The 26,575-nt window shown below is 45.7% G+C and carries 20 protein-coding genes, 1 tRNA gene and 1 other RNA gene; 12 read left to right on the top strand and 10 right to left on the bottom strand.

All coding sequences use genetic code 11. From position 1 onward, the window contains the following. The first annotated feature begins 20 nt into the window (after positions 1-20). Positions 21-860, top strand: coding sequence for a UbiA family prenyltransferase (locus tag ACWIP2_RS06520; RefSeq protein ID WP_448519102.1), 840 nt, complete (start codon positions 21-23; stop codon positions 858-860). A 15-nt stretch (positions 861-875) separates the two neighbouring features. Beyond that, entirely contained in the window at positions 876-1,451 is a 576-nt protein-coding gene (gene purN, locus ACWIP2_RS06515) for a phosphoribosylglycinamide formyltransferase (RefSeq protein WP_448519101.1), read from the top strand. On the opposite strand, the gene ACWIP2_RS06510 is transcribed toward purN, so the two are convergent. Both ACWIP2_RS06510 and ACWIP2_RS06505 read right to left on the bottom strand, forming a co-directional pair. Further along, the gene (locus tag ACWIP2_RS06510) at positions 1,452-2,729 is read right to left on the bottom strand and encodes a sterol desaturase family protein (protein ID WP_448519100.1); all 1,278 of its coding nucleotides are present in this window, start codon (positions 2,727-2,729) and stop codon (positions 1,452-1,454) included. It lies immediately after the preceding gene. Between the two features lie 91 nt (positions 2,730-2,820). Then, positions 2,821-3,975, bottom strand: coding sequence for a sigma-54-dependent transcriptional regulator (locus ACWIP2_RS06505; protein ID WP_448519099.1), 1,155 nt, complete (start codon positions 3,973-3,975; stop codon positions 2,821-2,823). An 85-nt stretch (positions 3,976-4,060) separates the two neighbouring features. Between ACWIP2_RS06505 and ACWIP2_RS06500 the strand changes: the two genes are divergently transcribed. Both ACWIP2_RS06500 and ACWIP2_RS06495 read left to right on the top strand, forming a co-directional pair. Beyond that, complete coding sequence (locus ACWIP2_RS06500; protein ID WP_448519098.1) at positions 4,061-4,591, top strand: DUF2480 family protein; 531 nt, start codon at positions 4,061-4,063, stop codon at positions 4,589-4,591. A gap of 12 nt (positions 4,592-4,603) precedes the next feature. Next, a complete protein-coding gene (locus ACWIP2_RS06495; RefSeq protein ID WP_448519097.1) occupies positions 4,604-5,311 on the top strand; it encodes an SDR family NAD(P)-dependent oxidoreductase in 708 nt (235 codons plus the stop codon). On the opposite strand, the gene ACWIP2_RS06490 is transcribed toward ACWIP2_RS06495, so the two are convergent. The 3 genes from ACWIP2_RS06490 to ffs all read right to left on the bottom strand — a co-directional run bounded on the left by ACWIP2_RS06490 (position 5,308) and on the right by ffs (position 7,912). After that, positions 5,308-6,753, bottom strand: coding sequence for a PP2C family protein-serine/threonine phosphatase (locus ACWIP2_RS06490; RefSeq protein ID WP_448519096.1), 1,446 nt, complete (start codon positions 6,751-6,753; stop codon positions 5,308-5,310). The genes ACWIP2_RS06495 and ACWIP2_RS06490 overlap by 4 nt on opposite strands. Positions 6,754-7,138: 385 nt before the next feature. Next, on the bottom strand, positions 7,139-7,792 hold the full coding sequence (fsa, locus tag ACWIP2_RS06485; RefSeq protein WP_448519095.1) for a fructose-6-phosphate aldolase: 654 nt from the start codon (positions 7,790-7,792) through the stop codon (positions 7,139-7,141). A gap of 26 nt (positions 7,793-7,818) precedes the next feature. Continuing rightward, positions 7,819-7,912: signal recognition particle sRNA small type (ffs, locus tag ACWIP2_RS06480), an RNA gene on the bottom strand. 132 nt (positions 7,913-8,044) lie between these two features. Here ffs and ACWIP2_RS06475 point away from each other — a divergent pair. From ACWIP2_RS06475 to ACWIP2_RS06460, 4 genes are all read left to right on the top strand, one after another. After that, positions 8,045-9,727: a DUF6909 family protein gene (locus tag ACWIP2_RS06475; RefSeq protein ID WP_448519094.1), complete on the top strand. Its 1,683-nt coding sequence runs from the start codon at positions 8,045-8,047 to the stop codon at positions 9,725-9,727. 102 nt (positions 9,728-9,829) lie between these two features. Next, the gene (purL, locus tag ACWIP2_RS06470; RefSeq protein ID WP_448519093.1) at positions 9,830-12,079 is read left to right on the top strand and encodes a phosphoribosylformylglycinamidine synthase subunit PurL; all 2,250 of its coding nucleotides are present in this window, start codon (positions 9,830-9,832) and stop codon (positions 12,077-12,079) included. Positions 12,080-12,220: 141 nt separating this feature from the next. Then, entirely contained in the window at positions 12,221-13,105 is an 885-nt protein-coding gene (locus ACWIP2_RS06465) for a 3-hydroxybutyryl-CoA dehydrogenase (RefSeq protein WP_448519129.1), read from the top strand. 49 nt (positions 13,106-13,154) lie between these two features. Further along, positions 13,155-13,580 carry a hypothetical protein gene (locus ACWIP2_RS06460; protein ID WP_448519092.1) on the top strand — a complete coding sequence of 142 codons (426 nt, stop codon included), beginning with the start codon at positions 13,155-13,157 and terminating at the stop codon, positions 13,578-13,580. Positions 13,581-13,848: 268 nt separating this feature from the next. Here ACWIP2_RS06460 and ACWIP2_RS06455 read toward each other — a convergent pair whose 3' ends face one another. The 4 genes from ACWIP2_RS06455 to ACWIP2_RS06440 all read right to left on the bottom strand — a co-directional run bounded on the left by ACWIP2_RS06455 (position 13,849) and on the right by ACWIP2_RS06440 (position 18,528). Further along, entirely contained in the window at positions 13,849-15,561 is a 1,713-nt protein-coding gene (locus ACWIP2_RS06455) for an amino acid permease (RefSeq protein ID WP_448519091.1), read from the bottom strand. 79 nt (positions 15,562-15,640) lie between these two features. Continuing rightward, positions 15,641-16,786: an ABC transporter permease gene (locus ACWIP2_RS06450; RefSeq protein WP_448519090.1), complete on the bottom strand. Its 1,146-nt coding sequence runs from the start codon at positions 16,784-16,786 to the stop codon at positions 15,641-15,643. A 17-nt stretch (positions 16,787-16,803) separates the two neighbouring features. Then, positions 16,804-17,946 carry a molecular chaperone DnaJ gene (gene dnaJ / locus ACWIP2_RS06445; protein ID WP_448519089.1) on the bottom strand — a complete coding sequence of 381 codons (1,143 nt, stop codon included), beginning with the start codon at positions 17,944-17,946 and terminating at the stop codon, positions 16,804-16,806. A 21-nt stretch (positions 17,947-17,967) separates the two neighbouring features. Next, positions 17,968-18,528 carry a nucleotide exchange factor GrpE gene (locus tag ACWIP2_RS06440; protein WP_448519088.1) on the bottom strand — a complete coding sequence of 187 codons (561 nt, stop codon included), beginning with the start codon at positions 18,526-18,528 and terminating at the stop codon, positions 17,968-17,970. A 194-nt stretch (positions 18,529-18,722) separates the two neighbouring features. Between ACWIP2_RS06440 and ACWIP2_RS06435 the strand changes: the two genes are divergently transcribed. Next, a tRNA-Arg gene (locus tag ACWIP2_RS06435) sits at positions 18,723-18,796 on the top strand. A gap of 566 nt (positions 18,797-19,362) precedes the next feature. Here the strand turns inward: ACWIP2_RS06435 and ACWIP2_RS06430 are convergent. Continuing rightward, positions 19,363-21,627 (bottom strand): aconitate hydratase, encoded by a 2,265-nt coding sequence (locus ACWIP2_RS06430; protein ID WP_448519087.1) that lies wholly within the window; start codon positions 21,625-21,627, stop codon positions 19,363-19,365. Between the two features lie 308 nt (positions 21,628-21,935). Here ACWIP2_RS06430 and ACWIP2_RS06425 point away from each other — a divergent pair, with 308 nt between their 5' ends. From ACWIP2_RS06425 to ACWIP2_RS06415, 3 genes are all read left to right on the top strand, one after another. Beyond that, on the top strand, positions 21,936-24,410 hold the full coding sequence (locus ACWIP2_RS06425; RefSeq protein ID WP_448519086.1) for a bifunctional UDP-N-acetylmuramoyl-tripeptide:D-alanyl-D-alanine ligase/alanine racemase: 2,475 nt from the start codon (positions 21,936-21,938) through the stop codon (positions 24,408-24,410). 46 nt (positions 24,411-24,456) lie between these two features. After that, a complete protein-coding gene (locus tag ACWIP2_RS06420) occupies positions 24,457-25,692 on the top strand; it encodes a M16 family metallopeptidase (protein ID WP_448519085.1) in 1,236 nt (411 codons plus the stop codon). A 190-nt stretch (positions 25,693-25,882) separates the two neighbouring features. Further along, positions 25,883-26,557, top strand: coding sequence for a MotA/TolQ/ExbB proton channel family protein (locus ACWIP2_RS06415; RefSeq protein ID WP_448519084.1), 675 nt, complete (start codon positions 25,883-25,885; stop codon positions 26,555-26,557). The last annotated feature ends 18 nt before the right edge of the window (positions 26,558-26,575 follow it).

Raw genomic sequence — 26,575 nt, 5'->3', positions numbered from 1 at the left:
CCTTTTTATTTCCTTATACGGTGATCATTGCTTTTCTTCGCCTTGTTCGCTTTCCTAATTTGTTATTGCTGGCACTGTCGCTGTTGGGCGCTCGTTGGCTACTTGCAAGCGCTTGTACGACGAATACTTTTTCCATACTTGCATGGTTGGGCGCTGTTGTCTTTGCTGCTGCGGGCGGATATGTTGCCAACGACATAGCAGACCTTGCCATTGATCGCATCAATAAACCCAATCGTCCATTACCTGCCGAAAAAATAAGCCCGTTTCAGGCTCAAATATTATCCGTAACGTTTTTTTTATTGGCAATAATCGCCTCTACAATTAACTTTTATTTACTGTTATTAACGCTTGCCTCTGTTGGATTGCTGATATTTTATGCGCTGTGGCTAAAGTGTACTCCTTTGCTTGGAAATTTTGTAGTGGCAGTTTTGAGCGCTACTGCTTTCGCGTCGCTCCTGCTTGTATGTGGGCATACTAATAATAAGGCATCATTATACGAATTGATACTTTTTTCAGGGCTGACGCATTTCCTGCGCGAACAAGTGAAATGCTTAGAGGACATAGCAGGCGATGACGTTGCTAAATGCCGGACGCTCCCTGTTGTCATAGGCACATCTAAGGCGCAAATTGTGGCGGTTGGTACTGCTTTAGGACTTGCAGTTGCCTGTTTGGGTGTAGGAGTAGGTAAAAGTGGTGGTGTAGCTATTGCTTGGCTGCTTCTTTCGCTGCTGTTTTGTATTTTTGCCCGAAGACTGCACACATCTGTAACTGCTGTTAATTTTGCTTATCTTTCTACGGTGTTAAAATTGTATATGATTGTAGGGATGATAGTTGTTTTATGGGGCAGTAAAGTATTTTAACCGTTCGTATTTTTTATGCCTGTAATTGCTCTTTTTGCCTCTGGTAGCGGCACAAATGCCGAAAATATCATTAAAAAATTTCGATATCTGTCCAATGTACGCTTTGTTGTATTTTGCAATAAGCCCAACGCAGGAGTTTTGTCAAAGGCGGCAAGATTAGAAGTGCCAACTATTGTGTTCAATCGCAAGGAATTCTACGAACAAAATGCGGTTCTGCAACAATTAATCAACTATGAAGTTGATTTGATAGTATTGGCAGGCTTTCTATGGCTAATGCCTGTAGCTATTGTTGCACATTACCCACAAAAAATCATCAATATACACCCTGCACTATTACCTAATTTTGGCGGTAAGGGCATGTATGGGAGGAAGGTACACGAAGCGGTTATCGCTGCCGGAGAGGCTGCTTCAGGGATTACTATTCATTATGTAAACGAACGTTATGACGAAGGTCAAATTATTCGTCAGGTGCAATGCCCTGTGCATCCTTCCGACACACCTGATACACTTGCCATGCGAATTCACGATTTAGAATACGAACATTATCCGCAGGTAATAGGGGAACTGTTAGGCATTGCCCCGATGAAGTAATTATGAGGCTGTAATCATTTTTTCCTGCGCTTCTTTTTTAAAATCAACTGCTACAAACCATGCAGTAACGACCAGCGATGCGATAAAATAAGCAGCAATTACATATCTGCCCCAAGCAAAGACCTCACTTATGCCGAACCAGTCGCCTGTTGCAACAATAATTCCTGCACCAAATGCAACTTTTAGTCCTTCCCAGATGAGGGCATAAGGGTTCTTATCCATTAGTTCGGTGTAGGCATAGATGCTCAGAAAGATAAATCCGCCGTAATAGAAAAGCATCGGCATACCTATCGCTCCTATATTTCCGAACATGTAAAATACAAGTAGTGCAACAGATGCGAACTGCACCCACGACCAGATTTTGAGTGCTGTCGAACTTTCAGGCTCATATTTTTCATAGTTGTAAATGTCTTCGATTTTTCGCACCGGATATTTGGCAGCTACGTCGGCAGGTCGCCAGCCGGTCGGCATGAACCATATACGGATCTTATCTTTCCAGTTTTGAGTTCGCCATGCATCTTTGATCAGCAGCCACAGGTGCTGGAAGTTAATCTTAATCGGATTCCATGTAGCGGCGGGACGCGTAATACCATAAACTGCAGGTACATCAGGCAGTTCTTCCTGAAAAGTTCCAAATAATTTGTCCCAGATGATAAATATTTGTGAGTGATTTTTATCAATATACTCGGGGTTGATGGCATGGTGTACGCGGTGATGCGCAGGTGTTACAATGATGTGCTCTAACCAGCCCATCTTTCCAATGTGTTGCGTGTGATACCAGAACTGAGCAAACAGGTGTATAGGTGCAACTATGGCTATTACATTGGCGGGTACTCCTACAAGTGCTGCCGGCAATAAGAAAAAGACAAACAAATTGACAAAGGAAGAGATGCTTTGACGCAAGGCACAGGCAAGATTAAAATCTTCACTGCTGTGGTGAATAGCGTGTTTATTCCAAAAAAAATTGACTTGGTGGGCAATGCGATGAATCCAGTAACCTGCGAAATCAAGCGAAATAAAAGCAATAACTACGGTAAGGAAGGTAGATTCGATCTTAAAAATTGCAACTCGTTCGACCATCCAATCATAGGTAATGATAGAAACACTTAGCCCAAGCACATCCTTAACAACATTTGTAATGCCTGAACTAAGGCTCGAGATCATATCCATGTTGCGGTATGTGTCTTTGCCTTTGTACCAGCCATACCATTTTTCAAGCAGAACAGCCAGTAGGAATACCGGCATTGCGATCAGTAAGATTTGACCATATAATTCCATGATAATCGGGTGTGTTAATGTGTATGCAATGTGTTGTTTTGATCACACAAAAAATACGTAAAATACAACAAAAGACCAAAAACAAATCTGCCTATATATACTTACGCACATCATCGGCTGTAATTTCTGCTCCGCTCATGATCACCAGCCGTTCAATCACATTGCGTAGTTCGCGGATGTTACCCGTCCACTCGTGATCTTGCAGGGCTTTCAACGCCTCGTCGGTGATGTGTTTTTTTGCTGCACCGTAGTCATCTGCTATCTCCTGTAAAAAATGATCGGCAAGCAGTGGGATATCATCTTTGCGGTCTTTCAGGGGCGGCACATGGATAACTATGACGCTCAAGCGGTGGTATAAATCTTCACGAAAGCGCCCTTGCCTGATTTCTTCTTTCAAGTCTTTGTTCGTAGCGGCCAATACACGTACATTGACCTTTATTTCCTTATCTCCGCCGACGCGGACTATTTTGTGTTCTTGCAAAGCCCGCAGCACTTTTGCCTGTGCTGAGAGGCTCATATCGCCGATTTCATCGAGGAAAAGCGTACCGCCGTTGGCCAATTCAAACTTACCGATCCGTTGTTTTATGGCAGAAGTAAACGAGCCTTTCTCATGTCCAAAAAGCTCACTCTCAATAAGTTCAGAAGGAATAGCTGCACAATTAACCTCTATCATCGGACCTTCGGCGCGGTTGCTAAGCGAGTGAATAGCTTTGGCAACTAACTCCTTTCCCGAACCATTCGAGCCTGTAATAAGCACGCGGGCATCGGTTGGCGCTACTTTGGCAATCATATTTTTGACATTTTTCAGCGCTTCAGATTCTCCAATCATTCTGCCGCTTTTACTGATAATTTTTTTGCGCAAAACGCGTGTTTCTTCTACCAGTGATGATTTGTCCAATGCGTTGCGCAGCGTAACCAGCAAGCGATTCAAATCGGGCGGCTTGGAAATAAAATCGTAAGCACCTTTTTTAGTTGCCTCTACTGCCGCTTCAATGGAGCCATGAGCAGAAATCATGATAAACTGCGTGTTTTTACCCAGTTCCATTGCTTTTTCGAGTACCTCTATGCCGTCCATTTTAGGCATTTTTATATCGCAGAGGCAAATGTCAAAGTCTTGAGATCGCAGTTTTTCTAACCCCTCTTCACCGTCTTTAGCCTCATCTACCTCGTATTTTTCGTATTCCAGAATTTCCCGCAGCGAATAGCGGATACTTTTTTCATCGTCAATAATCAGAACCTTTGGCATAGTGGAATGGTTGTTTATATGTCTGCTTAAAGCAGAAATTTGCAGCGATTTAACGAATTTTGCAAACAACCGAAAGACTCTTCACATGGATGTTTCAACAACCAATAATGATCCGATTATTAATCGTGTAGCCAATAGTGGACTGATAACCATAGACTTAGAAGATTTTTATCATCCGGGCGAACGCTTTGTTTACGACTTGAAACAAAATCTTTTTCAGGGATTATTGCTTCGCGAAAAAGACTTTCGCGCGTTTTTAAAATCGCACGACTGGACGCAGTACCAAGATAAAAACGTGGCTGTAACCTGCACAACTGATGCCATTGTGCCTTCGTGGGCATACATGTTGCTATCCGTACACCTTGCCCCACATGCACACATGGTAGTGTTTGGCAGCTTAGATGATTTGGAAAATGCGCTCTTTCGCGATGCGCTCTCCAAAATCAATCCCGAAGATTACCGCGATGCCAAAGTGGTAGTGAAAGGTTGTAGTAAATATCCCGTGCCATTGTCGGCTTATGTGGAAATCAGCCGTAAATTGCAGCCTGTTGTTGCCTCGCTCATGTATGGTGAGCCATGCAGCACAGTACCTATCTACAAACGTAAAAAAGCATAAAAGATTGACATGATGTCTAATAAAACCGCAGTTATTACCGGCGGCAGTCGAGGCATCGGCAAAGCCATTGCCGAGCAATTTGCCGCCATCGGTTTTGATTTAATTCTTTGCTCGCGCAACCAAACTACACTGGAAGCTACTGCTACAGCAATCAGCCGGCAATATGGAGTAGAAGTGCAAAGGTTTGCTGCCGACCTTGCTAAGCGCAAAGAAGTAAACGCGTTGGCTGATTTTATCAAAGGAACAGGCAAAATAATAAATGTATTGGTTAATAATGCCGGCGTTTTTATGCCCGGACAAATTCATAACGAGGCGGAAGGCGTATTAGAGCGACAAATTGAAACCAATCTCTACAGCGCTTATCATCTCACTCGCGCCTTGCTTCCTATGATGATGAGCCGTCGTGAGGGTCATATTTTCAATATTTGTTCGACGGCAAGCATTATTCCTTACACCAACGGCGGGAGCTACTGCATTTCCAAATTTGCATTGCTGGGTATGACCAAAGTTTTGCGCGAGGAGCTTAAACAACATGATGTACGCGTAACGGCTATTTTGCCCGGCGCAACGCTTACCGACAGTTGGGCAGGCGTGGACTTGCCCGAATCGCGCTTGATGCCTGCCGAAGATATTGGCAAGGCTGTTGTGGGTGCATGGCAACTTTCTCGCTATACTGTTGTGGAGGAGTTGCTCTTGCGCCCGCAGTTGGGGGATATTTAATATCCGTTAGGCTCGATGCGAATACCTATGATTGTTATATCATCTGTTTGTGGAAGGTTGCCGCGCCAGTTGCTTAAGGTGGTTTGTAGCTGTTCTCTTTGCGCAGCGATAGGCAAATGATGTATGTTGAGGAACAATTTCCGCAGGTTTTTAATGTAAAATTTCCTGTTTTCTATGCCGCCAAATTGATCTTCATAACCATCGGTATAGATATATAGCATCGTCGGAGCGGATATATCTACCGCATGGGTTGTAAACTTATACAAATCGGCATATTGAGCTTTTTTAACATTGCTAATGCCAATCCCAAAACGGCAGCCCTTAATTGTGTGAACATGATCGTTTTGGACGTAGGTGAGAGGACGACGTGCGCCTGCAAAGTAAATTTTTTCACTTAAAAAGTTGATTTTAACCACCGCAATATCCATTCCATCTCTAATATTATACGTATCGCTAAACATGCGCGTAAAATACATTTGCATACTTTCTAAAATCAAGGCAGGGTCTGTTATATTTTTCTCTAAGACAATGTGGTTAATCAGGCTGTTGCCAATCACTGTAAGCATTGCACCGGGTACGCCGTGTCCGGTACAATCCGCCACAGCGATTATTTTTTCGCCGTTTTTTTCTCTGCACCAGTAGAAATCGCCCGAAACAACATCTTTGGGCAGGTAAACAACCATCGCATGCTCTTTGCCAAACATGTTTTCTATCTGACCAACGGCGGATAGAATAGCTTTTTGGAGGCGATAGGCGTATTGGATGCTGTCGCTCATATTTTTATTGGCATAGTGCAATTGCTGACTTTGCATATGCAAGGTATCCGCCTGTTGTGCTAGCTCTTCATTTTTAACGCTTACTTCTTCGATAGATTGATTAGCAGTATAGTTGAAGTAAAACGTAATAGCTGTGATTACGATAACACTGTTCAGCACGTTCATCACCGAAAATATGTGCATGCCAAGAGTAGAAACCGCTTGCAGCGGCGGATGATTTTGTGTGTAAATAGCCAGAAATACATAGCTGATCGCAGATGTAATTGTAAAAAATATGGAAGATTTGCTAAAACTTTTACTGCTGCTAACCAAAAACGTGCAAAGGATCGGCGCAAAAAGATATATATGGAAATTAGAGTCCCAGCCGAGAATTGTAACCGATGCTATGGCGTGAATAACCACTTCTGTGCAAAAGATATTGACCAGCAATACCCATTTTCCTACTGAGTTTCGGTTAATAATAAAAGCGGCGGTAAAAATACAAATGCTGACGATGTTGAAGTATGCCATGAAGGTAACTTCAAAGTACAGAAACAGCAACAAAAATAGAAAATGCAAAATCGCGCCTAAGATGCTTGCTAATGCAACTACGGCGAAATTCTTATCATCAGCAGGCGAAATATTTAATCTTGCGGGCGGCTCAAGCAGCGTGATTAGGTTTTTCATTTGTTATATATAAGTGTATAGTAAGCTAAATTACAGCTATTTTAACACATAAATGAATCATATACTACGCAAATTTTATCCCGTAGGAACTGTGTTCAAATGCAAGCCAGAGGAATTGCATAGGGGTAGCATGGAAATCACCCTTGCCCCTTTTTCTGCTTCGTGAGGCCATCCAAAAAGTAACACGGACTTTAGTCTGTGATTTGTTAGTAGCTTGATAATCAAATAGATACAGACTAAAGTACTACATTCGTCCTTTTTAGACAGTCTCGTTACAGGGCAATTCTGGGGTGATTGACCTATGATGCCAGTACTAAAAAAACAAGCCACTCCGAAAAGACCGAGTGGCTTGCAACAAAATCTGTATGAAAATATTCTTGTCTGCTTACATAGTTTTCTTAGCGTCAGCAAGGAACTTCTCTAAGCCAATATCTGTCAGCGGATGCTTCAGCAAGCCGAGAATAACGCTAAGCGGACAGGTGGCTACGTCTGCACCGATTTCCGCGCACTGAATTAAGTGGGGAACGTGGCGAATAGATGCAGCCAAAACCTCAGTAGCGAAGCCATAAATATTGTAAATACTGACAATTTGTTGAATAAGCTCTAATCCGTCGCCGCCTACATCGTCAATTCTGCCAATGAAAGGAGAAACATAGGTAGCGCCCGCTTTGGCTGCAAGCAGTGCTTGCCCGGCAGAAAACACAAGCGTACAGTTAGTTTTGATGTTATTATCGGTAAAATAGCGAATAGCCTTTACGCCATCTTTAATCATAGGCACTTTTACGACAATTTTTTCATCAATACTTGCTAAAAGTTCGCCTTCTTGAACAATGCCTTTGAAGTCAGTAGCAATTACCTCTGCACTTACGTCGCCGTTTACAATGTCGCAAATAGCCTTGTAATGGCGCAGGATGTTGTCGCGTCCTTTGATGCCTTCTTTGGCCATGAGCGAAGGATTGGTCGTTACGCCGTCAAGCACGCCAAGCTCGTGTGCCTCGCGTATTTCGTCGAGGTTTGCTGTGTCAATAAAAAACTTCATGGAAACAGGAGAATAAGTGGGGATAAAAAAGCAAGCCAAGTATTGCACCGCTACAACCGCTTACCTTTGCTACCTTCCGGTCCTGGAGGGGTTCGCAGGAGCTGGTCATACCGGCTTGCGCTACAAAATTACAGACAAATTCATCACTTCCAAACAACGAACAAAAAATATCCTGCTAACTTTGCAGGTGTAATCAGGAGAATCGGCTATACTGCCACCTCAATTACTCACAATTATTCATTTACTGCAACTATGCTAGAACTCACGCGAGCGCAGGAATCACGCGCTGCCATAGAAAAGTTGTACATAGAGATGCGCCATTTGTTCAATCGAGGCTTTTACAAGCCTTTTGGCATATCGGGTCGCGAGGTAAACGAGGCGCTTCTTTCGCTCCGCCCGGAAATCTACGGTTCGATTAAAGATGTCAAAAAGGTTGAACTCAATGGCTTGGTATATGTCATAGACCGCTTGCCAAAGGGCATCGAAGAATGTCGCTTCATCAAATTTATCTCTGAAGAAGGCTATTACGCTTCAGGCTTCCCAACGATTATCCCACCGAAGCGCAAGCGCAACTGCTACCGCATAGACGAGGAGCAAATGTTCATGGAAATTACACGCGGACGCAGCGAAATTTACGATACACTGACACACTTGACATTTTTGTATAATGAGGCCGAAAAAATACGCCACCGCGCCATTAACGACAAAGGACAGTTCAGCCGCGAGTGGCTGCAATTAGAAGCTATTGTTACCGGTCATACCGAAGAGCAAAACAAGGATGTTGCCTTTACCTATCTCAGCACCCTGCTGGGGCGCACTTTTGAGGAAACCAAACGCGCTTGGCAACGACTGGCAGAAAATCCTAAAGCTAACAACGGACTTTTCCACATTGTTTATTGGATGGGTAAATTGGCGATTGAAGAATTTTTACACAATAAAGACCGTGAAATCAGCTTTTCGCCTGCGCTGCGCGAACGCATCGGACACCACATCTACGGCGAGCGCTGGGCAAGCAATATCAAGCGTTTTCTGGTAGAAAAAGATCTGATTAGTCGCCCTTTGCATATCATCAGTGCCAATCCACACAGCGTGCTGAACTGTTTGTATGCTTATGCAGCCTTGCCCAAATATTTCAACGGCATGGACTTGGAGACTATGGCGCTAGAAATCAGCAAGCCCGAAAATAAAGACCTGCGCGGTGAAATTGAGTTTTTCGCCGAGCAAAACGGCGGCTCTTTTCTCTACGAAGATTCGGGGGCGAACATTCCGGTACAAATTTTTGACACAGCACACTTGCTTAAACTCAGGCTACATCCGGAAATAATAATGAATCGCGAATACGTGGAAGCACATAAACCCGTGATTCTGGTAATGGATTATGCTTTCGGCGAGCAAGCCTATGAAACTATGGACGAACTTTTGAAGCCTTATCAAGGCCCTACGGGCGATATATTGCTCAATGTCTCCTCTATTTCCATTATGGGCAAAGCCGGCATCCTCGAAGGAGAAAAAGGCGATCTGATGATTCCAACCTCACACGTTTTTGAGGGTACAGCTGATAATTATCCCTTTGAGAATGATTTCTCGGCTGCGGATTTTGACGGCTGCGGATTGAAGGTATTTGAAGGTGCAATGATTACTGTTTTAGGGACATCACTGCAAAACAAAGATGTACTTTCCTATTTCAAGAAGTCATCTTGGCAAGCCGTCGGACTGGAGATGGAAGGCGCACACTACCAAAAAGCAATTCAGGCAGCAGCCAAAATCCGAAAGAACATTAGCAAAGATGTTATCCTTCGCTACGCCTACTACGCCTCAGACAACCCTTTAGTTACAGGCAGTACGCTGGCTTCAGGCAGTTTGGGAACAATAGGTATTAAACCGACTTATTTGATCACTGCCAAAATTCTGGATAAGATCATCAATCGCCACTAAACACAACATAGAGGACGCACAGCAACACAAGCAGAAATCGGGTAGGAAATCCTAAGTTTTGCCCTACCTTTGCTTCGGCTTTGCGCCTTTTTTTACATTTTTATGGAAGCACTCCCAACAGTAGAAACTGCCCGCAAGCTGGGCTTGTTAACCGAAGAATTTGAACAGATTTGCCAAATCTTAGGCCGCGCTCCCAACTTTACCGAACTGAGCATCTATTCGGTGATGTGGTCGGAACACTGTTCGTACAAAAACTCTATTGTCTGGCTCAAAACGCTGCCCAAAGATTCGCCCAAGATGCTGGCCAAGGCAGGCGAAGAAAACGCCGGCATCGTGGACTTGGGCGATGGGCTGGCTTGCGCTTTCAAAATTGAAAGCCACAACCACCCGTCGGCGGTAGAACCATATCAAGGCGCGGCGACAGGCGTGGGCGGCATCAACCGCGATATTTTCACGATGGGGGCGCGTCCGATTGCCCAACTCAACTCACTGCGTTTCGGCAACCTAAACACCGACCGCACCAAATGGTTAGTCAAGGGGGTAGTAAAAGGCATCGGCGACTACGGCAACGCTTTTGGCGTACCTACCGTTGGCGGCGAAGTCTATTTTGACGACTGCTACGAAATTAATCCATTAGTGAACGCTTTTTCGGCAGGCATCCTGAAAACCAACCAAATAGCGCGAGCTATTTCCTACGGCGCAGGCAATCCGGTATTTATCGTAGGTTCGGCAACGGGCAAAGACGGTATTCACGGCGCAACCTTCGCTTCGGAAGACATCAGCGACAAGTCCACCGAAAAGTTGCCCGCCGTACAGGTTGGCGACCCTTTTCAGGAAAAACTGCTGCTGGAAGCCACGCTGGAAATTATTGCAACGGGCTGTGTAATCGGCATTCAGGACATGGGCGCGGCGGGCATCATCTGTTCCACTTCCGAAATGAGCGCCAAAGGCAAACATGGCATGAAAGTTTGGTTAGACCGCGTGCCAACCCGCCAAGCCAACATGAAACCTTTTGAAATTCTGCTGTCAGAATCGCAAGAGCGGATGCTGGTGGTGGTTGAAAAAGGCAAAGAAGACATCATTCAACGCATTTTCGATAAGTGGGATTTACATTGCGCACAAATCGGCGAAGTGATTGAAGGCGAGCGCCTTTACTTCTATATGCACGGCGAATTGGTGGCTGACGTGCCTGCCGAAAGCCTTGTGCTGGGCGGCGGCGCGCCGCAATACCGCCGCGAATACCGCGAACCTGCCTATTTTCAAGAATACAAAAAATTTGACATCAACAGCGTTCCTGATATTGCGCTTGAAAAAGTTGGCGAAATTGGCAAATTTTTAATTGCGCATCCTAATATATGTTCGCGCCGCTGGATTTATCAACAATACGATAGCATGGTAGGCACGGCAAATCTGGGAAGCGTTACCCCATCGGATGCCTCGGTTGTAAATATCAAAGGAACAGACAAAAATATTGTCATAACGGTAGATTGCAACGGACGCTACGTAAAAGCCGACCCTGAAACGGGCTGCGCTATTGCCGTAGCCGAAGCGGCGCGCAACATTGTTTGCAGCGGCGGCGAACCTGTGGCAATTACCAACAACCTCAACTTTGGCAATCCCTATGTGCCAGAGGTTTACTGGCAGTTTGTCGGCAGCATCAAGGGCATGAAAAAAGCCTGCGAACGCTTCGGAACGCCCGTAACAGGCGGAAACGTGAGCTTCTACAACCAAAGCACGCCCAAATCGGGCGATGGCGGTGTGGATTATGCCGTATTCCCCACACCTACTATCGGCATGCTGGGCATTCTGGAAGGCTGGCAAAACCGCATGACGCTGCATTTCAAGCAAGCCGGCGACCTGATTTACCTCATCGGCAAGTCTGAAAACGATATTGCAAGTTCTGAATACTTGTATTCCTACTGTGGTGTAAAGGCTGCGCCGGCACCGGCTTTTGATTTGGAAACCGAGTACCGCCTGCAACAGGCTGTGGCGGCGGTTATCAAAGCTAAATTGGTGCAGTCGGCACACGACGTTTCCGACGGCGGACTCTGGACGGCGCTCACTGAGTCGGCAATTCACGGTAATTTGGGCTATGATCTGCAAACGCCTGCCAACGGCGACATCCGCTTAGACGCATACTTGTTTGGTGAAAGCCAAAGCCGCGTAACTGTGAGCGTAAGCCCTGAAAAGGTAGCCGCCTTTGAAGCCTTGCTAAAAGCGCACAACACGCCGTTTACGCAGTTGGGCAGCGTCCGCGCCGATGGACAAATCAACGTTAATGGCGCTACCGTGCTGACCGTCAGCGAAGCGCGCGAACTGTACGAAGGCACGCTGCCAAAGTATCTGAACTGATTTTTGACACGCGGCCGATTGGCGGATAACACGGATTTACGCTGATTTTTATTTTGAATTTAAACCTGCGTTCATCTGCGTAATCAGCGTGCTAAAATTGAATATATCACTGAAAACCAATCAATTATGACAACCATGACTATTAAAAATGTAACCGTTATCGGTTCGGGAACGATGGGCAATGGCATTGCGCACGTTTTTGCCCAATTCGGCTATGAGGTGGCGCTGATGGACTTATCTGCCGATGCGCTCAAAAGAGCAATGGAAACTATCGCCAAAAATTTTGACCGTCAGGTAGCCAAAGGCGCTGTTTCCGAAGCGGACAAAACCGCCGCCCTGTCGCGTATCAAAACCTTTACCGCATTGGAAGAGGCAGCTACCAACGCCGATTTAGTAGTAGAAGTAGCGACAGAAAATGTGGACATCAAGCATAAAATTTTTGCACAGTTAGACCAAATTTGTCCGCCACACACCATTTTGGCAAGCAATACCTCCTCTATTTCCATCACCCGCATCGCGGCGGCCACCAAACGCCCTGAGCAAGTAATTGGTATGCACTTTATGAACCCCGTTCCGGTGATGAAATTGGTGGAGGTCATTCGCGGCTATGCTACCTCCGACACGGTTACACACACGGTAATGGAAACCGCGCGCTCTTTGCAAAAAACGCCGGTTGAGGTAAACGACTACCCGGGCTTTGTTTCCAACCGCATCCTGATGCCGATGATTAACGAGGCTATTTATACCTTATTTGAAGGCGTAGCAGGAGTAGAAGAAATTGACACCGTGATGAAACTTGGCATGGCGCACCCGATGGGGCCCCTGCATCTGGCTGATTTCATCGGTTTAGATGTTTGCAAAGCAATTATGGATGTACTTTACGAAGGCTTCGGCAATCCGAAATATGCCCCTTGCCCGCTGCTGGTGAACATGGTTCGCGCCGGACACTTAGGCGTAAAATCAGGCAAAGGCTTTTACGAATATCAGGGCAAAGAAATGAAGATAGCAGCCCGCTTTGCGAAATGAGGTAAGATTTTTGCAGAGTACATGCAATAACTAACTCTTGTTAATCGTTATGATAAAATACTTCCGTCGCTACTTGATTAGTGGTAAAATGTTTTCTCAGCGCTCTGTTGAGGACAGGCCTGCTAAAGCATTGTGGCAGACAATTAATGACACCACCTGTCTTGTCATTATGTTCAACGGTTTGTTTCGTGAGGAAGACGCGGAGAGTCTCTGTCGCTATTTATCCAAACAAATAAGCGACATGCCAGAAACGATTAAAACGCCTATTGTGTGTAACTGCGTCAATATGACAGACTATGAAGCCAAAGCAAGGTTGATATTCCAAAATTTTTTACAAAAAAACTTTCAAAGACTGCAGGGGTTATGGATTATTACACAATCACCTGCGATCAAAGGCGGCGCAAAACTTATGAGCAGGTTTATTTCGCTGCCTATCTATGTGATTGACAGCGAAGAAAAAATTTTTTTTAGATAAAGGTAGGATTACTAACATCTATAAGAGCTTCATAAATTGCCTATCCATGAGGCTGTCCAAGAAGGCTGAATGTAGCACAGGCTTTAGTTTGTAGCTATTTGATTATCAAGTGATTAACAAATCATAGATTAAAGTCTGTGTTACTTTTTAGACGGCCTCAAAAACCGCATGATAGATGGTTCATTTTAATAGTATTTGCTAACTGGTTTACACCAAAAAACGGCGGCACTTTTACGCCGGTTGAAAAAATGAAATAAGCCACGCCGGCTCATTGGTTGCCTTTTGCTAACTTACTGCTGCGGTAGCTGTATCCAAAGTAGATGATGATGCCCGCGAAAGTCCACATCAGGAAGCGCGTCCAGTTGGTCAGTCCGAGTTCGGTCATCAGGTAAAGGTTGCAGAGCAAACCCAGCATAGGGATCAGTGAAGGCTGTAGCACGATGCTGTAGATTGCCGCTGCGATACAAACAACAATAAAGCCCCACATGGGGATTTTGTACTTAAAAGTTTCCCAGTCGCCGTAGGTCAAAAATTCAGCTACGCTATCGGGCATGTAGGTCATCAGCAGCGCAACTACTCCGAGTAAGATACTGGGAATAATCCATCGGCTGCTGATATAGGGGATCTTAAAACGTGCATTCTTATTGAGTCCGTGCTGCTCCATGTACAGCACTCCGGCGCAAACGATTGCGAAGGCAAACAGCGTTCCGATGCTCGTCAGGTCTGTAACTTCCGTCAGGTTCATAAAAAGTGCAGGAACGGCAACCACAATCCCTGTTACGATGGTAGAAAACGAGGGGGTGTTGTATTTGGGGTGAATCTGGGCAAACTTGCGCGGCATGAGTCCATCGCGGCTCATTACCATCCAGATACGCGGCTGCCCCATCTGGAATACGAGCAGTACGCCGGCAATAGCAATAATCGCACTTAGAGCTACCAGACCCGACATGAAATTCAGACCGATCAACGCAAAGATGTGTGCCAGCGGATCGCCGACAGCTAATTCTGTATAAGGAACAACCCCTGTGAGAATCAATGCAATCACTACATATAGGATTGTACAAATCATCAAAGACAGGAACATGGAACGCGGCAGATCGCGCTGCGGATCTTTACACTCCTCTGCTGTTGTGGAGATTGCATCAAAGCCGATGTAGGCAAAGAACACCGCCGAAACACCTTTCAATACTCCTTCCACTCCGTTGGGAGCAAATGGCGACCAGTTGTCGGTCTGTACGTAGAACGCACCTACTGCAATAACTGCCAGAATGACCGCCAATTTGAAAACAACCATCAGGTTAGCGGTATTTTTCGTTTCGCGAATCCCGATATAAACCAGATAGGTAATCACAAAAACGATTGCTAAGGCAGGAATATCAGCGATCACGCGGAAGTTGCCGATGCGCGGAGCATTTTCCCATGCTTCGTATGCCTCGCGAGAGACCAAAGGAAAATCGCTGAGTACTTTGCCTGCTGCCAATGCCTCCGTTACCTCAGCATGAACGCGGGCAGCAGTCAGGTAGTCCATCGAAAAATACGGCGGTATATTCAAACCAAAGCCGCTCATCAGCCCCGTGAAATAATCGCTCCATGAAATGGCAACGGCAATATTGCCAATAGCGTATTCCATTAGCAGATTCCAGCCAATAATCCATGCTGCTAGTTCGCCAAATGAAGCATAGGCGTAAGTATAGGCACTACCCGACACAGGAACCGTACTGGCAAACTCGGCATAACACATCGCAGAAAAACCGCAGGCTATGGCAGTAAAAATGAAGAGAAAAACTACTGCCGGTCCACCTGCTGCGCTTGCATTGCCAATGGTACTGAAAATCCCTGCACCTACAATAGCAGCAATACCAAAGGCTGTTAAATCTAAAATACTCAGGTGTCTTTGCAGTGAGCCTCCATGAGTCACTTCATCGCGACTCGCCATTATGTCTTCTATTTTTTTGCGTCGGAATAGTGAATTCAGATTCATTTTCTGTTGTTTAGCAAGGCAAAAAAAGCAAAGTTTAGCCGAAATCCAAGTTTTGGCGAACAAAGTAAAACAGAAAAACTCAACCTTGTACGATTTCGGCGGGATCTGTAATCGCACTTTTCCACGCAGGAATCAGCGTAGCCACCATATAAGGAACGATAGACAGCAACATGATAAACAATAAACTGCTGCCTGTTACATAGGGAGAAAGTCGGAAAGAGGGGTACAGGACAGACCAGCCGGCCATGAGCGGCTTGATCAGGTAAGCGTCCGCAAAAAAGACATGCAACCATGCTAAAATAATTCCCAGTGCAGTAGCGGTAAATGAGATCAGGAAACCTTCGAGCAGTTTCAGGCGCAACACTTCGTCAATTTGCCAGCCGCAAGCCTTGAGGATGCCCAACTCGAGGCGATCTTCGCGGCTGTAGCCCGAAGCGCGCTCCCAAGCTAACACCAGAAATGCCAGTAAAGCAAATAATCCGCCGTACATGACCAAGCCACCGCGCCAGCCAAACAGGGCCTCATAGGTAGCTGTCAACTGCGATTTGCTCACAACGCGCAGATCAGGGAAAAGCAGATCTATTTTTTTGCCAATATTATCTACTTCGGCAGGATTCCGCACGCGTACTGCTGCGTCGGTTAGTTGATGATCGGCATATTGCAATACTTTCCGCGCATCTTGGGGGTGCATCACAATCAAGTCGCGAGAGAGTAGCGCGGTTTCGGGGGGCAACTGCCCTACAATTTCAAACTGAAAAGTAGAAGTTCCGACATCGGTGATTGCTAGGAAATCGCCTGTAGTAAGGCTGCGGAGTTCGGCAAGTCCGCTGCCAATCAGAATTTGACCGGAGTCTAAGCGCGGCAGCGTAGCCTTACCCATCAGCGGAAGCCCGCCGAGTGTTGTATCGGCTGCTACGATGCTTAGGACAGCCCCCGTTGCGCCGTCGAACCAGTAGCCCCAGATGCGCCCATGCACACTTTTGATACCGCGCATATTGCGCAGCGAATCAATAATGCCGGCTTTTAGAGGCACAAGCCGCCCACCCGCCAGTTGTTGTACCCAAAGTTCGGGAAGGTCTGCAAGTATAATTTTAGACTCTTTGCGGACAGCATCGCTAAAAAAAACAGCAGAACTGAAAAGCGCTACTGTGAGGGTGTAAATCAGGATCAGTGAGACAAATTTTCGCCACCTTCTGGCTAATGACAATAGGGCGTAGACGAGCAACAGTTACAAAGTTTTATTTATTGGAAATATTCTTTCATGCGATCGAAGAAGCCTTTTTCGGTTTTTTCCGGACTTGGCTTAAAATTAGGTGAATCGCGCAGTTTTTCCAGCATGATACGCTCTTCCTTGCTCAAATTTTTGGGTGTCCATATATTGATATGGACTAACTGGTCGCCTATGCTATAGCCATTTAGTTCTTTGATGCCTTTGCCTTTGAGACGCAGCACTTTACCACTTTGCGTTCCTGCGGCAATATCTATTTTTGCTTTGCCGTCTATGGTCGGCACTTCTACAGTCGTTCCCAATGCAGCATCTGCAAAACTCAGGTAGAGATCAAAATGTATGTTGTTGCCTTCTCGCTTCAGTATAGCATCTTCCTCTTCTTCGATAACAATCAGCAGGTCGCCGGGTACACCACCGCGCGGAGGGAAGTTGCCCTTGCCACTCATTTGCAACTGCATACCTTCTTCTACACCTGCGGGGATTTTGATTGGGATTACTTCTTCCTCCAGCACTGTACCATCACCACCGCAGTTTCCGCAGCGCTCGCTGATAGTTTTACCCTCGCCACCGCAGGCAGGGCAAGTACTCGTGGACACCATCTGCCCCAGCATGGTATTAACCACCTGCTTGATTTGGCCTGTGCCATTACAGGTTGTACAGATAGTAAATGCTGTACCATTTTTAGCACCTGTGCCATTGCAACTCTTACAAGCTACCTGACGGCGCACTTTGATTTTCTTTTCTACACCTGTAGCAATCTCTTGGAGGGTAAGTTTAAGTTTGATACGCAGGTTAGTTCCTTTGCGAGCCGAGCGCCTGCTACTCGCTGCGCCGCCGAAAATATCGCCAAAGGGACTATTGTTGAAAATATCTCCAAAATAAGAGAAAATGTCTTCCGTGTTCACACTTCCGCTACCAAATCTGCTGCTATCCACTCCTTGATGTCCAAAGCGATCGTAACGCGCCCTTTTGTCAGGATCGCTAAGTACTTCGTAGGCCTCTGCGGCTTCTTTAAATTTTTCTTCTGCTTCCTTATCGCCCGGATTTTTGTCAGGGTGGTACTTGATAGCCGTCCGACGGTAGGCCTTTTTAATCTCGTCTGCTGAAGCGCCTCTATTTACGCCCAGAATATCGTAATAGTCTCTTTTGACTGTCATTGCCTCAAAACTTTAACTTTTCTACACACCTACTACCACTTTGGCAAATCGGATTACTTTTTCACCCAGTAAATAGCCTTTTTCTACTTCTTCTATCACCTTGCCCTTCATGTCGTCGGAAGGGGCTGTGAACTGTGTGATCGCCTCGTGAAGATCGGGATTAAATACTTCACCCTTAGAAGTCATTGCTTTCAAGCCTTTTCCCTCCAGTACCTTCAGGAATTTAGAGTAGATCAGCTCAAAACCTTGTCGAGCTGCTTCATTCTGCTGTGCGTCTGTCTCAAGCGACTTTTGCGCACGCTCAAAGTCATCTAAAATAGGTAGTAATTTCAAAATCAGCTCCTCATTGGCAGTAACGAGGAAATCTATTTTTTCTTTAGCTACGCGCTTGCGATAGTTTTCAAAATCGGCGTAGAGGCGCAGATACTTGTCCTTAGCCTCATTTACTTCGTCTCTGAGTTTCTCAATTGCATCGGGTTCAGGCACGTGTGCTGCAATTCCCTCGTAATGCTCATGCGATTTTTCTTCAGAAGCATGTTCGTTAATATCTTTATCGTGAGTATTGTTTGTAGATTCTTCCATAAGTCTATCAGATTTTAGCAACTATAATTCATCAATTCATTTGCCACAAGCCTTAGGGCTGACAAAATGACATCAAAATAAGGATGCAAAAATAATCTGTTTCATTTTCAGAGAGTTAAAGCATCGGTAGTTTTTTTTCGTTATCCGGCACTTGCATAATTCATCACAGGGTATAGTTTTGTGGCATCAAAGCCGTTTTCGTAGCTTAATTGGATAGAGCATCTGACTACGGATCAGAAGGTTGCAGGTTCGAGTCCTGCCGAAAACACGTAAAGTCGTCCTGAATTATCGGGATGGCTTTTTTTATCGCTCCGACCCTGTCCGGGCAACCTTTTTCATCGTTTCTGCATCTTTACTCACATAAGCATGTAAGTGTTTGAAAGTTCTACATATTGCTGTTGCGTCAGGTAATTGTGTCAGAAAACTTTATACCATTATGAATTGCAGGATGGATAAATTACCCCGAAGAGGTTAAATATTAGTAACATAATCATTGTCCTCTCTTCCATTGCTCGATTAGAGGCTTGACAAATTACCTATACAGTCCCTACGGAGCAGGAAAAAAGGAGGCAGGGTTGATTTCAATGTTACCAATATGCAGAGGCCGGAGAAAAAGGCTGAATGCAGCACAGACTTTAGTATGTAGCTATTTGATTATCAAGTGATTAAAAAGTCACAGACTAAAGTCCGTGTTACTTTTTGGACATCCTCAAAATCTACGTGGTATATGATTCATTTTACTATTATTTCCAGTCCCGTTAGCGGATAGGCTGAAATAAAAAGCACCACATCCCAAAATTAGGAGTGGCGCTTGTACTAAAAAGTTTTTATTGCCTACTTGCTCTTAGCAGCAATCAGGTTGAGGGCAGAACCGGCTTTGAACCAGCCGATTTGCTGCTCGTTGTAGGTGTGCTTTACAGGGAATTCTTCTACCGAACCGTCTGCATGAGTCAGGCGAATAGTGAGATTTTTACCCGGCGCAAACTCGGTCAGCCCGATGATATCAATACTATCATCTTCCTGTACTTTGTCGTAGTCTTCCTTATTAACGAAAGTCAGTGCCAACATCCCCTGCTTTTTCAGGTTAGTTTCGTGGATACGGGCAAAAGATTTGACTAAAATTGCACGAACGCCTAAGTGGCGGGGCTCCATTGCAGCGTGTTCTCGGCTGGAGCCTTCGCCGTAGTTCTCATCGCCTACAACGATTGAGCCGATACCTGCCGCCTTGTAAGCGCGTTGCACGGCTGGCACTTCGCCGTATTGGCCTGTCAATTGGTTTTTAACGCTGTTGGTTGAACCATTGAAAGCATTGGTAGCACCAATCAATAAATTATTGGAAATATTGTCTAAGTGTCCGCGATATTTCAACCACGGACCTGCCATAGAGATGTGGTCGGTTGTACACTTGCCTTTTACTTTAATGAGTAATTTGAGACCTTTCAGGTCGGTGCCTTCCCATGGTTTGAAAGGTTCAAGGATTTGCAAGCGGTCAGAAGTTGGGCTTACGATTACCTGCACTTTGCTGCCGTCTTCGGCCGGGGCCTGATAGCCCGCGTCTTCTACTGCATAGCCTTGCGGAGGCGCAGTCAAACCTTGTGGTTCGTCCAGCATTACCTCCTGTCCATCTTCGTTCACGAGTTTGTCTTTCATGGGGTTAAAAGTCAAGTCACCTGCAATGGCAAACGCGGTAACAATTTCGGGAGAAGCTACAAAAGCATGTGTAGAAGAAAGACCGTCGTTGCGCTTAGCAAAGTTGCGGTTAAATGAAGTAATGATTGAGTTGGGCTTGTTCGGGTCGTTTACGTGGCGCGACCACTGACCGATGCAAGGGCCGCAGGCATTTGCCAGCACTACGCCGCCGATTTGGTCGAAGACACCCAGAATCCCATCGCGTTCAGCTGTGTAGCGTACTTGTTCCGAACCCGGTGTAATGGTAAATTCGGCTTTGGCTTTCAGTTTTTTATCAACGGCTTGTTTGGCTATGGATGCCGCACGGGTCAGGTCTTCGTAGGAAGAGTTGGTGCAAGAACCAATCAGCCCTACTTCCAATTTGGCGGGATAACCTTTTTCGCGTACCGCATTGGCGAACTTAGAAAGCGGCCATGCCAAATCGGGAGTGTAGGGGCCGTTGATGTGCGGCTCTAATTCACTTAAATTAATTTCAATGAGTTGGTCAAAATATTTTTCAGGATTTGCATAAACGTCGTCATCTGAACGCAAATGTTCTTTGTGTTGCTCGGCTAAGTCAGCCACATCTTTACGCCCTGTAGCTATCAAATAATCGTACATATGCCGGTCGTAGCCGAAAATAGAGGTAGTTGCGCCAATTTCAGCGCCCATGTTGCAGATAGTGCCTTTGCCTGTGGCGGAGATGCTATCCGCGCCATCGCCAAAATATTCTACAATAGCGTCAGTGCCGCCCGATACGGTCAAAATGCCGGCTACTTTGAGGATAACGTCTTTGGCCGAAGTCCAACCGCTCATTTTGCCGGTGAGTTTTACCCCAATTAGTTTGGGCATTTTCAGCTCCCAAGCCATGCCAGCCATCACGTCCACTGCATCGGCACCGCCTACACCGATAGCAACCATACCCAATCCGCCCGCGTTAGGCGTGTGGCTATCTGTACCAATCATCATACCGCCGGGGAACGCATAGTTTTCCAATACCACTTGGTGGATAATGCCTGCACCCGGCTTCCAGAAGCCGATGCCGTATTTGTTCGATACGGAACTCAAAAAGTCATATACTTCCTTATTAGTCTGGTTGGCAACTTTGAGGTCTTCTTTTGCACCTGTTTTTGCTAGAATGAGGTGGTCGCAGTGTACCGTAGAAGGCACAGCAACTCGAGGAATGCCCGCAGACATAAACTGTAACAGCGCCATTTGAGCCGTTGCATCCTGCATAGCCACGCGATCTGGGGCAAAATCAACATAGGTTCTACCGCGCTCAAAAGCCGCTAACTGCTGATCTTTGTATAAGTGAGAATACAAGATCTTCTCGCTTAGCGTCATTGGCCTACCAAGCGTCTTTCTTGCCGCTTCTATGCGCTCACCCATGCGTGCATACACGGCTCTGATCATTTCTATATCGAATGCCATTATCTGAAAAAGTTATGGATTTGTTAAACTTGTCGTTTACAAAGATAACATGGTAGCAGCAAACAAGAAATTACAAGTGCGAACATTTATTAGGGAAATCTCCGATGTAAACCTACTAAGAGAGGGCAATAAAAAAACAGTCGCCCCAAATATTGGCACGACTGTTTCAGCGTTGTTTAAATTTACCCCTTATTAATTATCTTAATGCCACTTGGCTTTAATCCAATTAATATCTAGTGCAAAGATAAGTCCTCTTTCTTTGCAGATAAATCCTGAGATTTACTCAATTTGACTAAGTAGAACTACTCATGCAGCTTGTTTTTGATGATGTCCGTGCTTTTTATGAGGCATCCTACGGGCGGCAATTACAAACCGATAGCCGCTCGATTACGCCTCAAAATGCGTCTGACAGCATTTTCATTGCCTTGCAAGGAAAGCACGTTGACGGACATCAGTTTGTTGCCAATGTACATACCAAAGGTGTGCGGTTCTTCATCGTGCGCCATATACCCGAAAACTTAGATGGATATTATTTGGCAGCATCAGATCCGCTCCGCGCTTTACAAGACCTTGCCGCGATACATAGGCAACAATTTAGTTACAACGTCATAGCAATTACCGGCAGCAATGGCAAAACTATCGTCAAAGAATGGCTGGCAGAGTTGCTGGCAGAAAAATTTAACATTGTGAAAAGCCCCAAAAGCTACAACTCGCAGCTGGGCGTGCCGCTATCTGTCTGGCAAATGAGCGGACATCACACGCTGGGCATTTTTGAAGCAGGGGTTGCCATGCGCAACAGCATGAAAGTCTTAGCCGATATAATTCGCCCTATGGTCGGTATTTTTACCAATATTGGTACAGCACACGACGAAGGGTTCAGCAGCCGCCGCGAGAAAATCAGGGAAAAATTACAACTATTCTACAATGCTAAGGTACTGATATTCAGCACTTGGCAGCATGAACTTTGCGATGAGATTGCCGCATGGCACAAGTCCCGCCCCGATTGCCTACTCTTGAGCTGGGGCGAGTCTGAAGAGAGTTTCATCAGGATAAAAAACATAGAAAAAAAAGACAAAAAAACAACCTTAGATATTTGCTTCAATCCTCATCAGCCAACACGCCTACAGCTGCCATTTGCTGATTGGGCATCGCTGGAGAATGCGCTACACTGCGTCGTTGCTATGTGGTATCTTACAAGGGATGTAAACTACATTAACAATTCATTGTCAAAAATATTAAACTCGCATATGCAACCTGCCATGCGGTTGGCGCGCAAAAAAGGCATCAACCGCTGTACGCTGATTGACGATAGTTACAATAATGATTTGGCGGGTTTACGGGTTGCGCTGGAGTTTTTGGCGCTTCATGCTTTGCCCAATCGCCCCCGCACGCTGATATTATCCGATATGCTGCAAAGCGGTCTTTCACCAACAGCTATATGTGACCAAGTATCGGCACTTGCCAGTCGCTTTGCTATTGACCGCTTGCTGCTGGTCGGGCAGGAATGGGCTAATTTGCAAAGTTCATCAGCCCTCTCGATACAGCGTTTTCCCGATACCGCATCGTTGCTTGCGGCGATTGACAATGGCGAAATTTCTTTCATAGAAGAAAATATTTTAATTAAAGGCGCTCGTATCTTTCAATTTGAACAGATTGTTGCACGATTGGAAGAAAAAATACACGGAACGCGTTTGGAAATTAATCTGGATGCCGTCGGACATAATTTGGGTTACTACAAAAGCCTGCTGCGTCCGGGCGTAAAAATAATGGCGATGGTCAAAGCGTTTGCCTATGGCAGCGGCAGCCACGAAATTGCGCAGTATCTCCAGCAAAAAGGTTGTGATTATCTGGCAGTTGCCTATGCGGATGAAGGTGTTGCATTGCGGCAACAGGGCATTACGTTGCCCATCATGGTGATGAACCCATCACTTGATAGTTTTGCAATGTTGCACCGCTACCAATTAGAGCCTGAAATTTACAGTTTTCGCATTTTGCAGGAGTGGTTGCGGTTTGTAGCTTCGGGCAGCCTCTCATGGCCACCGATCCACTTGAAGATTGATACAGGTATGCACCGTTTAGGCTTTCTTCCCGATGAAATTAACGAACTATGTGCAATTATTGGTCAAAATAGAGAAAAAATAAATATTAGTGGTGTTTTTACCCATCTGGCGGGCGCTGATGAAGAACGTTTAGAGACATTTTCGCGGCGACAATTATCCTTATTTGAACAGGCTGCCACACAAATAGAAAGCGCTTGGGGAAGGTCTGTCATCAAATATGCCCTCAACTCGGCTGGCATTGTGCGCTTCCCCGAAGCGCAATACGACATGGTGCGGCTGGGTATTGGTCTGTATGGCATAGAAGCTAATGGCGCACAACAATCTCACTTACAATCAGTTGCAACGCTGAAAACCACTATTTCGCAAATTAAAAGCCTCATAGCGGGCGACACGGTCGGCTATGGGAGGCATGGGGTAATTACCCAACCTTCGCGTATCGCAACGCTGGCAATTGGCTATGCGGATGGCTACCGGCGTTCGCTGGGCAACGGCAAGGGATATTTCCGAATTCACGGCAAACGAGCTCCAACGGTAGGGCGCATCTGCATGGATATGTGCATGGCCGATGTTACCCACATCCCCGAAGCGCAAGAAGGCGACGAGGCGTTTGTTTTCTACGATACAGCAACGCTGCAAAGCTTTGCTAATCAGTTAGATACTATTCCTTACGAGGTATTGACCGGCATCGGCGAGCGGGTCAAGCGGATTTATTTTTCGGCATAAGCCGCTCTGCTCTTTTTGCCGATAATCGCTTATTTTTGCAAGTCTTATGAAAGATTACGAACTCTACGAGTTTCCTTCCGGTTTGCGTTTGGTTCATAAGCGCGTATTGCACACAAAAATTGCCCATTGCGGCATCATTCTGGATGTCGGCAGCCGCGACGAGCGCTCTCACGAACAGGGCATCGCTCATTTTTGGGAGCATATGGCCTTCAAAGGCACGGAAAAACGCAAAACTTACCATATCCTAAGCCGTTTGGAGGATGTTGGTGGCGAACTGAACGCCTATACGACCAAAGAAAAGGTGTGTTTTCATGCTTCGGTGATGGAATCTCACTTTGAAAAAGCGCTGGAACTGCTGTCGGATATTGCCTTTCATTCTATCTTTCCCGAAAGGGAGATTGAAAAGGAAAAGACCGTTATTCTCGAAGAAATGGCAATGTATGAAGATGACCCCGCCGACGCGATTTACGATGCTTTTGACCAAATTTTGTTCCCCAATCATCCGCTGGGCTGGAACATCATAGGCACGACGGCAAGCATAGGCAGCTTCACGCGGCAGCATTTCTTGGATTTTGTACGCAGACATATGCAAAGCAATCGCATCGTTGTATCGGTTGTAGGCAATATTGCCTTTGAAAAAGCCAAACAGTTGGCCGAAAAATACTTAGGCGATTTGCCAAAAACTACCGCCGCGCTGAACCGCCGAAAACCGCAGGATTATGTCCCGCAGCGGGTTGTACAATACCGCCCGATTCATCAGGCGCATTGCCTCATTGGCGGACATAGCTACAATTTGTACGACGAAAGGCGGATTCCATTTTTTATGCTCAACAATTTGCTCGGCGGGCCGGGTATGAACTCGCGCCTCAATATGAGCCTGCGCGAAAAACACGGCTTGGTTTACAGTGTAGATTCGGGCTATAACATCTATTTGGATGCCGGAACGTTCAGCATTTATTTTGCCACTGACCCCAACGCGCTCAATAAGTGTAAAAGCCTTGTAATGAAAGAGTTGCAGAAACTGCGCGAACAACCGCTCGGCGCTTTGCAATTACAGCGCTGTAAGCAACAATTCATGGGGCAATTGGCTATGGCAGAAGAGAGCAACCTCGGCATGATGCTAATGATGGGCAAAAGCATTCTTGACTTAGGACGCGTAGAGAGCCTAAACGAAATTTTTGAACGCATTGAACGCATCACCGCCGCCGATTTGCAGGAAATTGCCTGTGAGGTGTTTGCAGAAGACCGCCTTAGCGAACTTGTTTTGATGCCTGAGAAATAATTGGTATGATAATTTATTATTTTAACGATATTAGGTTGTATTTTACCAATGCAACCTATTTGCAGCGGTTGAATCTTTTTTACCGCAAAGAACGCCAAGTTTTACGCGGAAAACACTGAGATTAAATTCATTTTAGTATTATTTAGCGGCACAACAATCAATACCCCAATTTTAAACCTAACCATTTGCTATGCTACTCTTGCAGACAGATATTTTAGCCACCGAAGGCTACGACATGAATGATGAAATTACGCTCATCGGGCTTTTGATGAAAGGCGGTCTGATTATGATTCCGCTGGCGCTGCTTGGCGCTGCCGCTCTTTTTATTTTTATTGAACGCTATTTGAATATTACACGGGCTTCACAAAACCCTGAGGAATTATTTGAAAAGGTTAAAAAAGCGGTGCTGGAAGGCAATATTCAAAAAGCGCGCGCTATTTGCGCCAAAGAAGACAATCCTATTTCGCGCATGTTGGATAGAGGCATCGGTAAGCTTGGTTTTGATATGAAAAGCATAGAAGCCACGATAGAAAACGCTGCCAAACTGGAAATCTACCGGTTAGAGAAAAATTTGGGCATTTTGGCAACTATTTCCGGCGCTGCCCCCATGATTGGCTTTTTCGGAACGGTAACAGGTATGATTTCTGCCTTTATTGCTATTGCGCAGCAGGAAGGCTCGGTCAGCCCTAAACTGCTTTCTGCCGGTATCTACGAGGCAATGATTACCACTGCCGTAGGCCTGTTTGTCGGCATCATTGCCTACGTAGGCTACAACTATCTGGTAACCCAAATCCAGAAAGTAATCTATAACATGGAACTGACTACGATTGAGTTTGTAGAACTGCTCGAACGCCCACAAGCTTAATCTGCCCATTTACTTTTA

The organism is Rhodoflexus sp. (assembly GCF_053489755.1).
The sequence above is the reverse complement of the archived record's forward strand: the minus strand, read 5'-3'. Positions and strand labels throughout refer to the sequence as shown.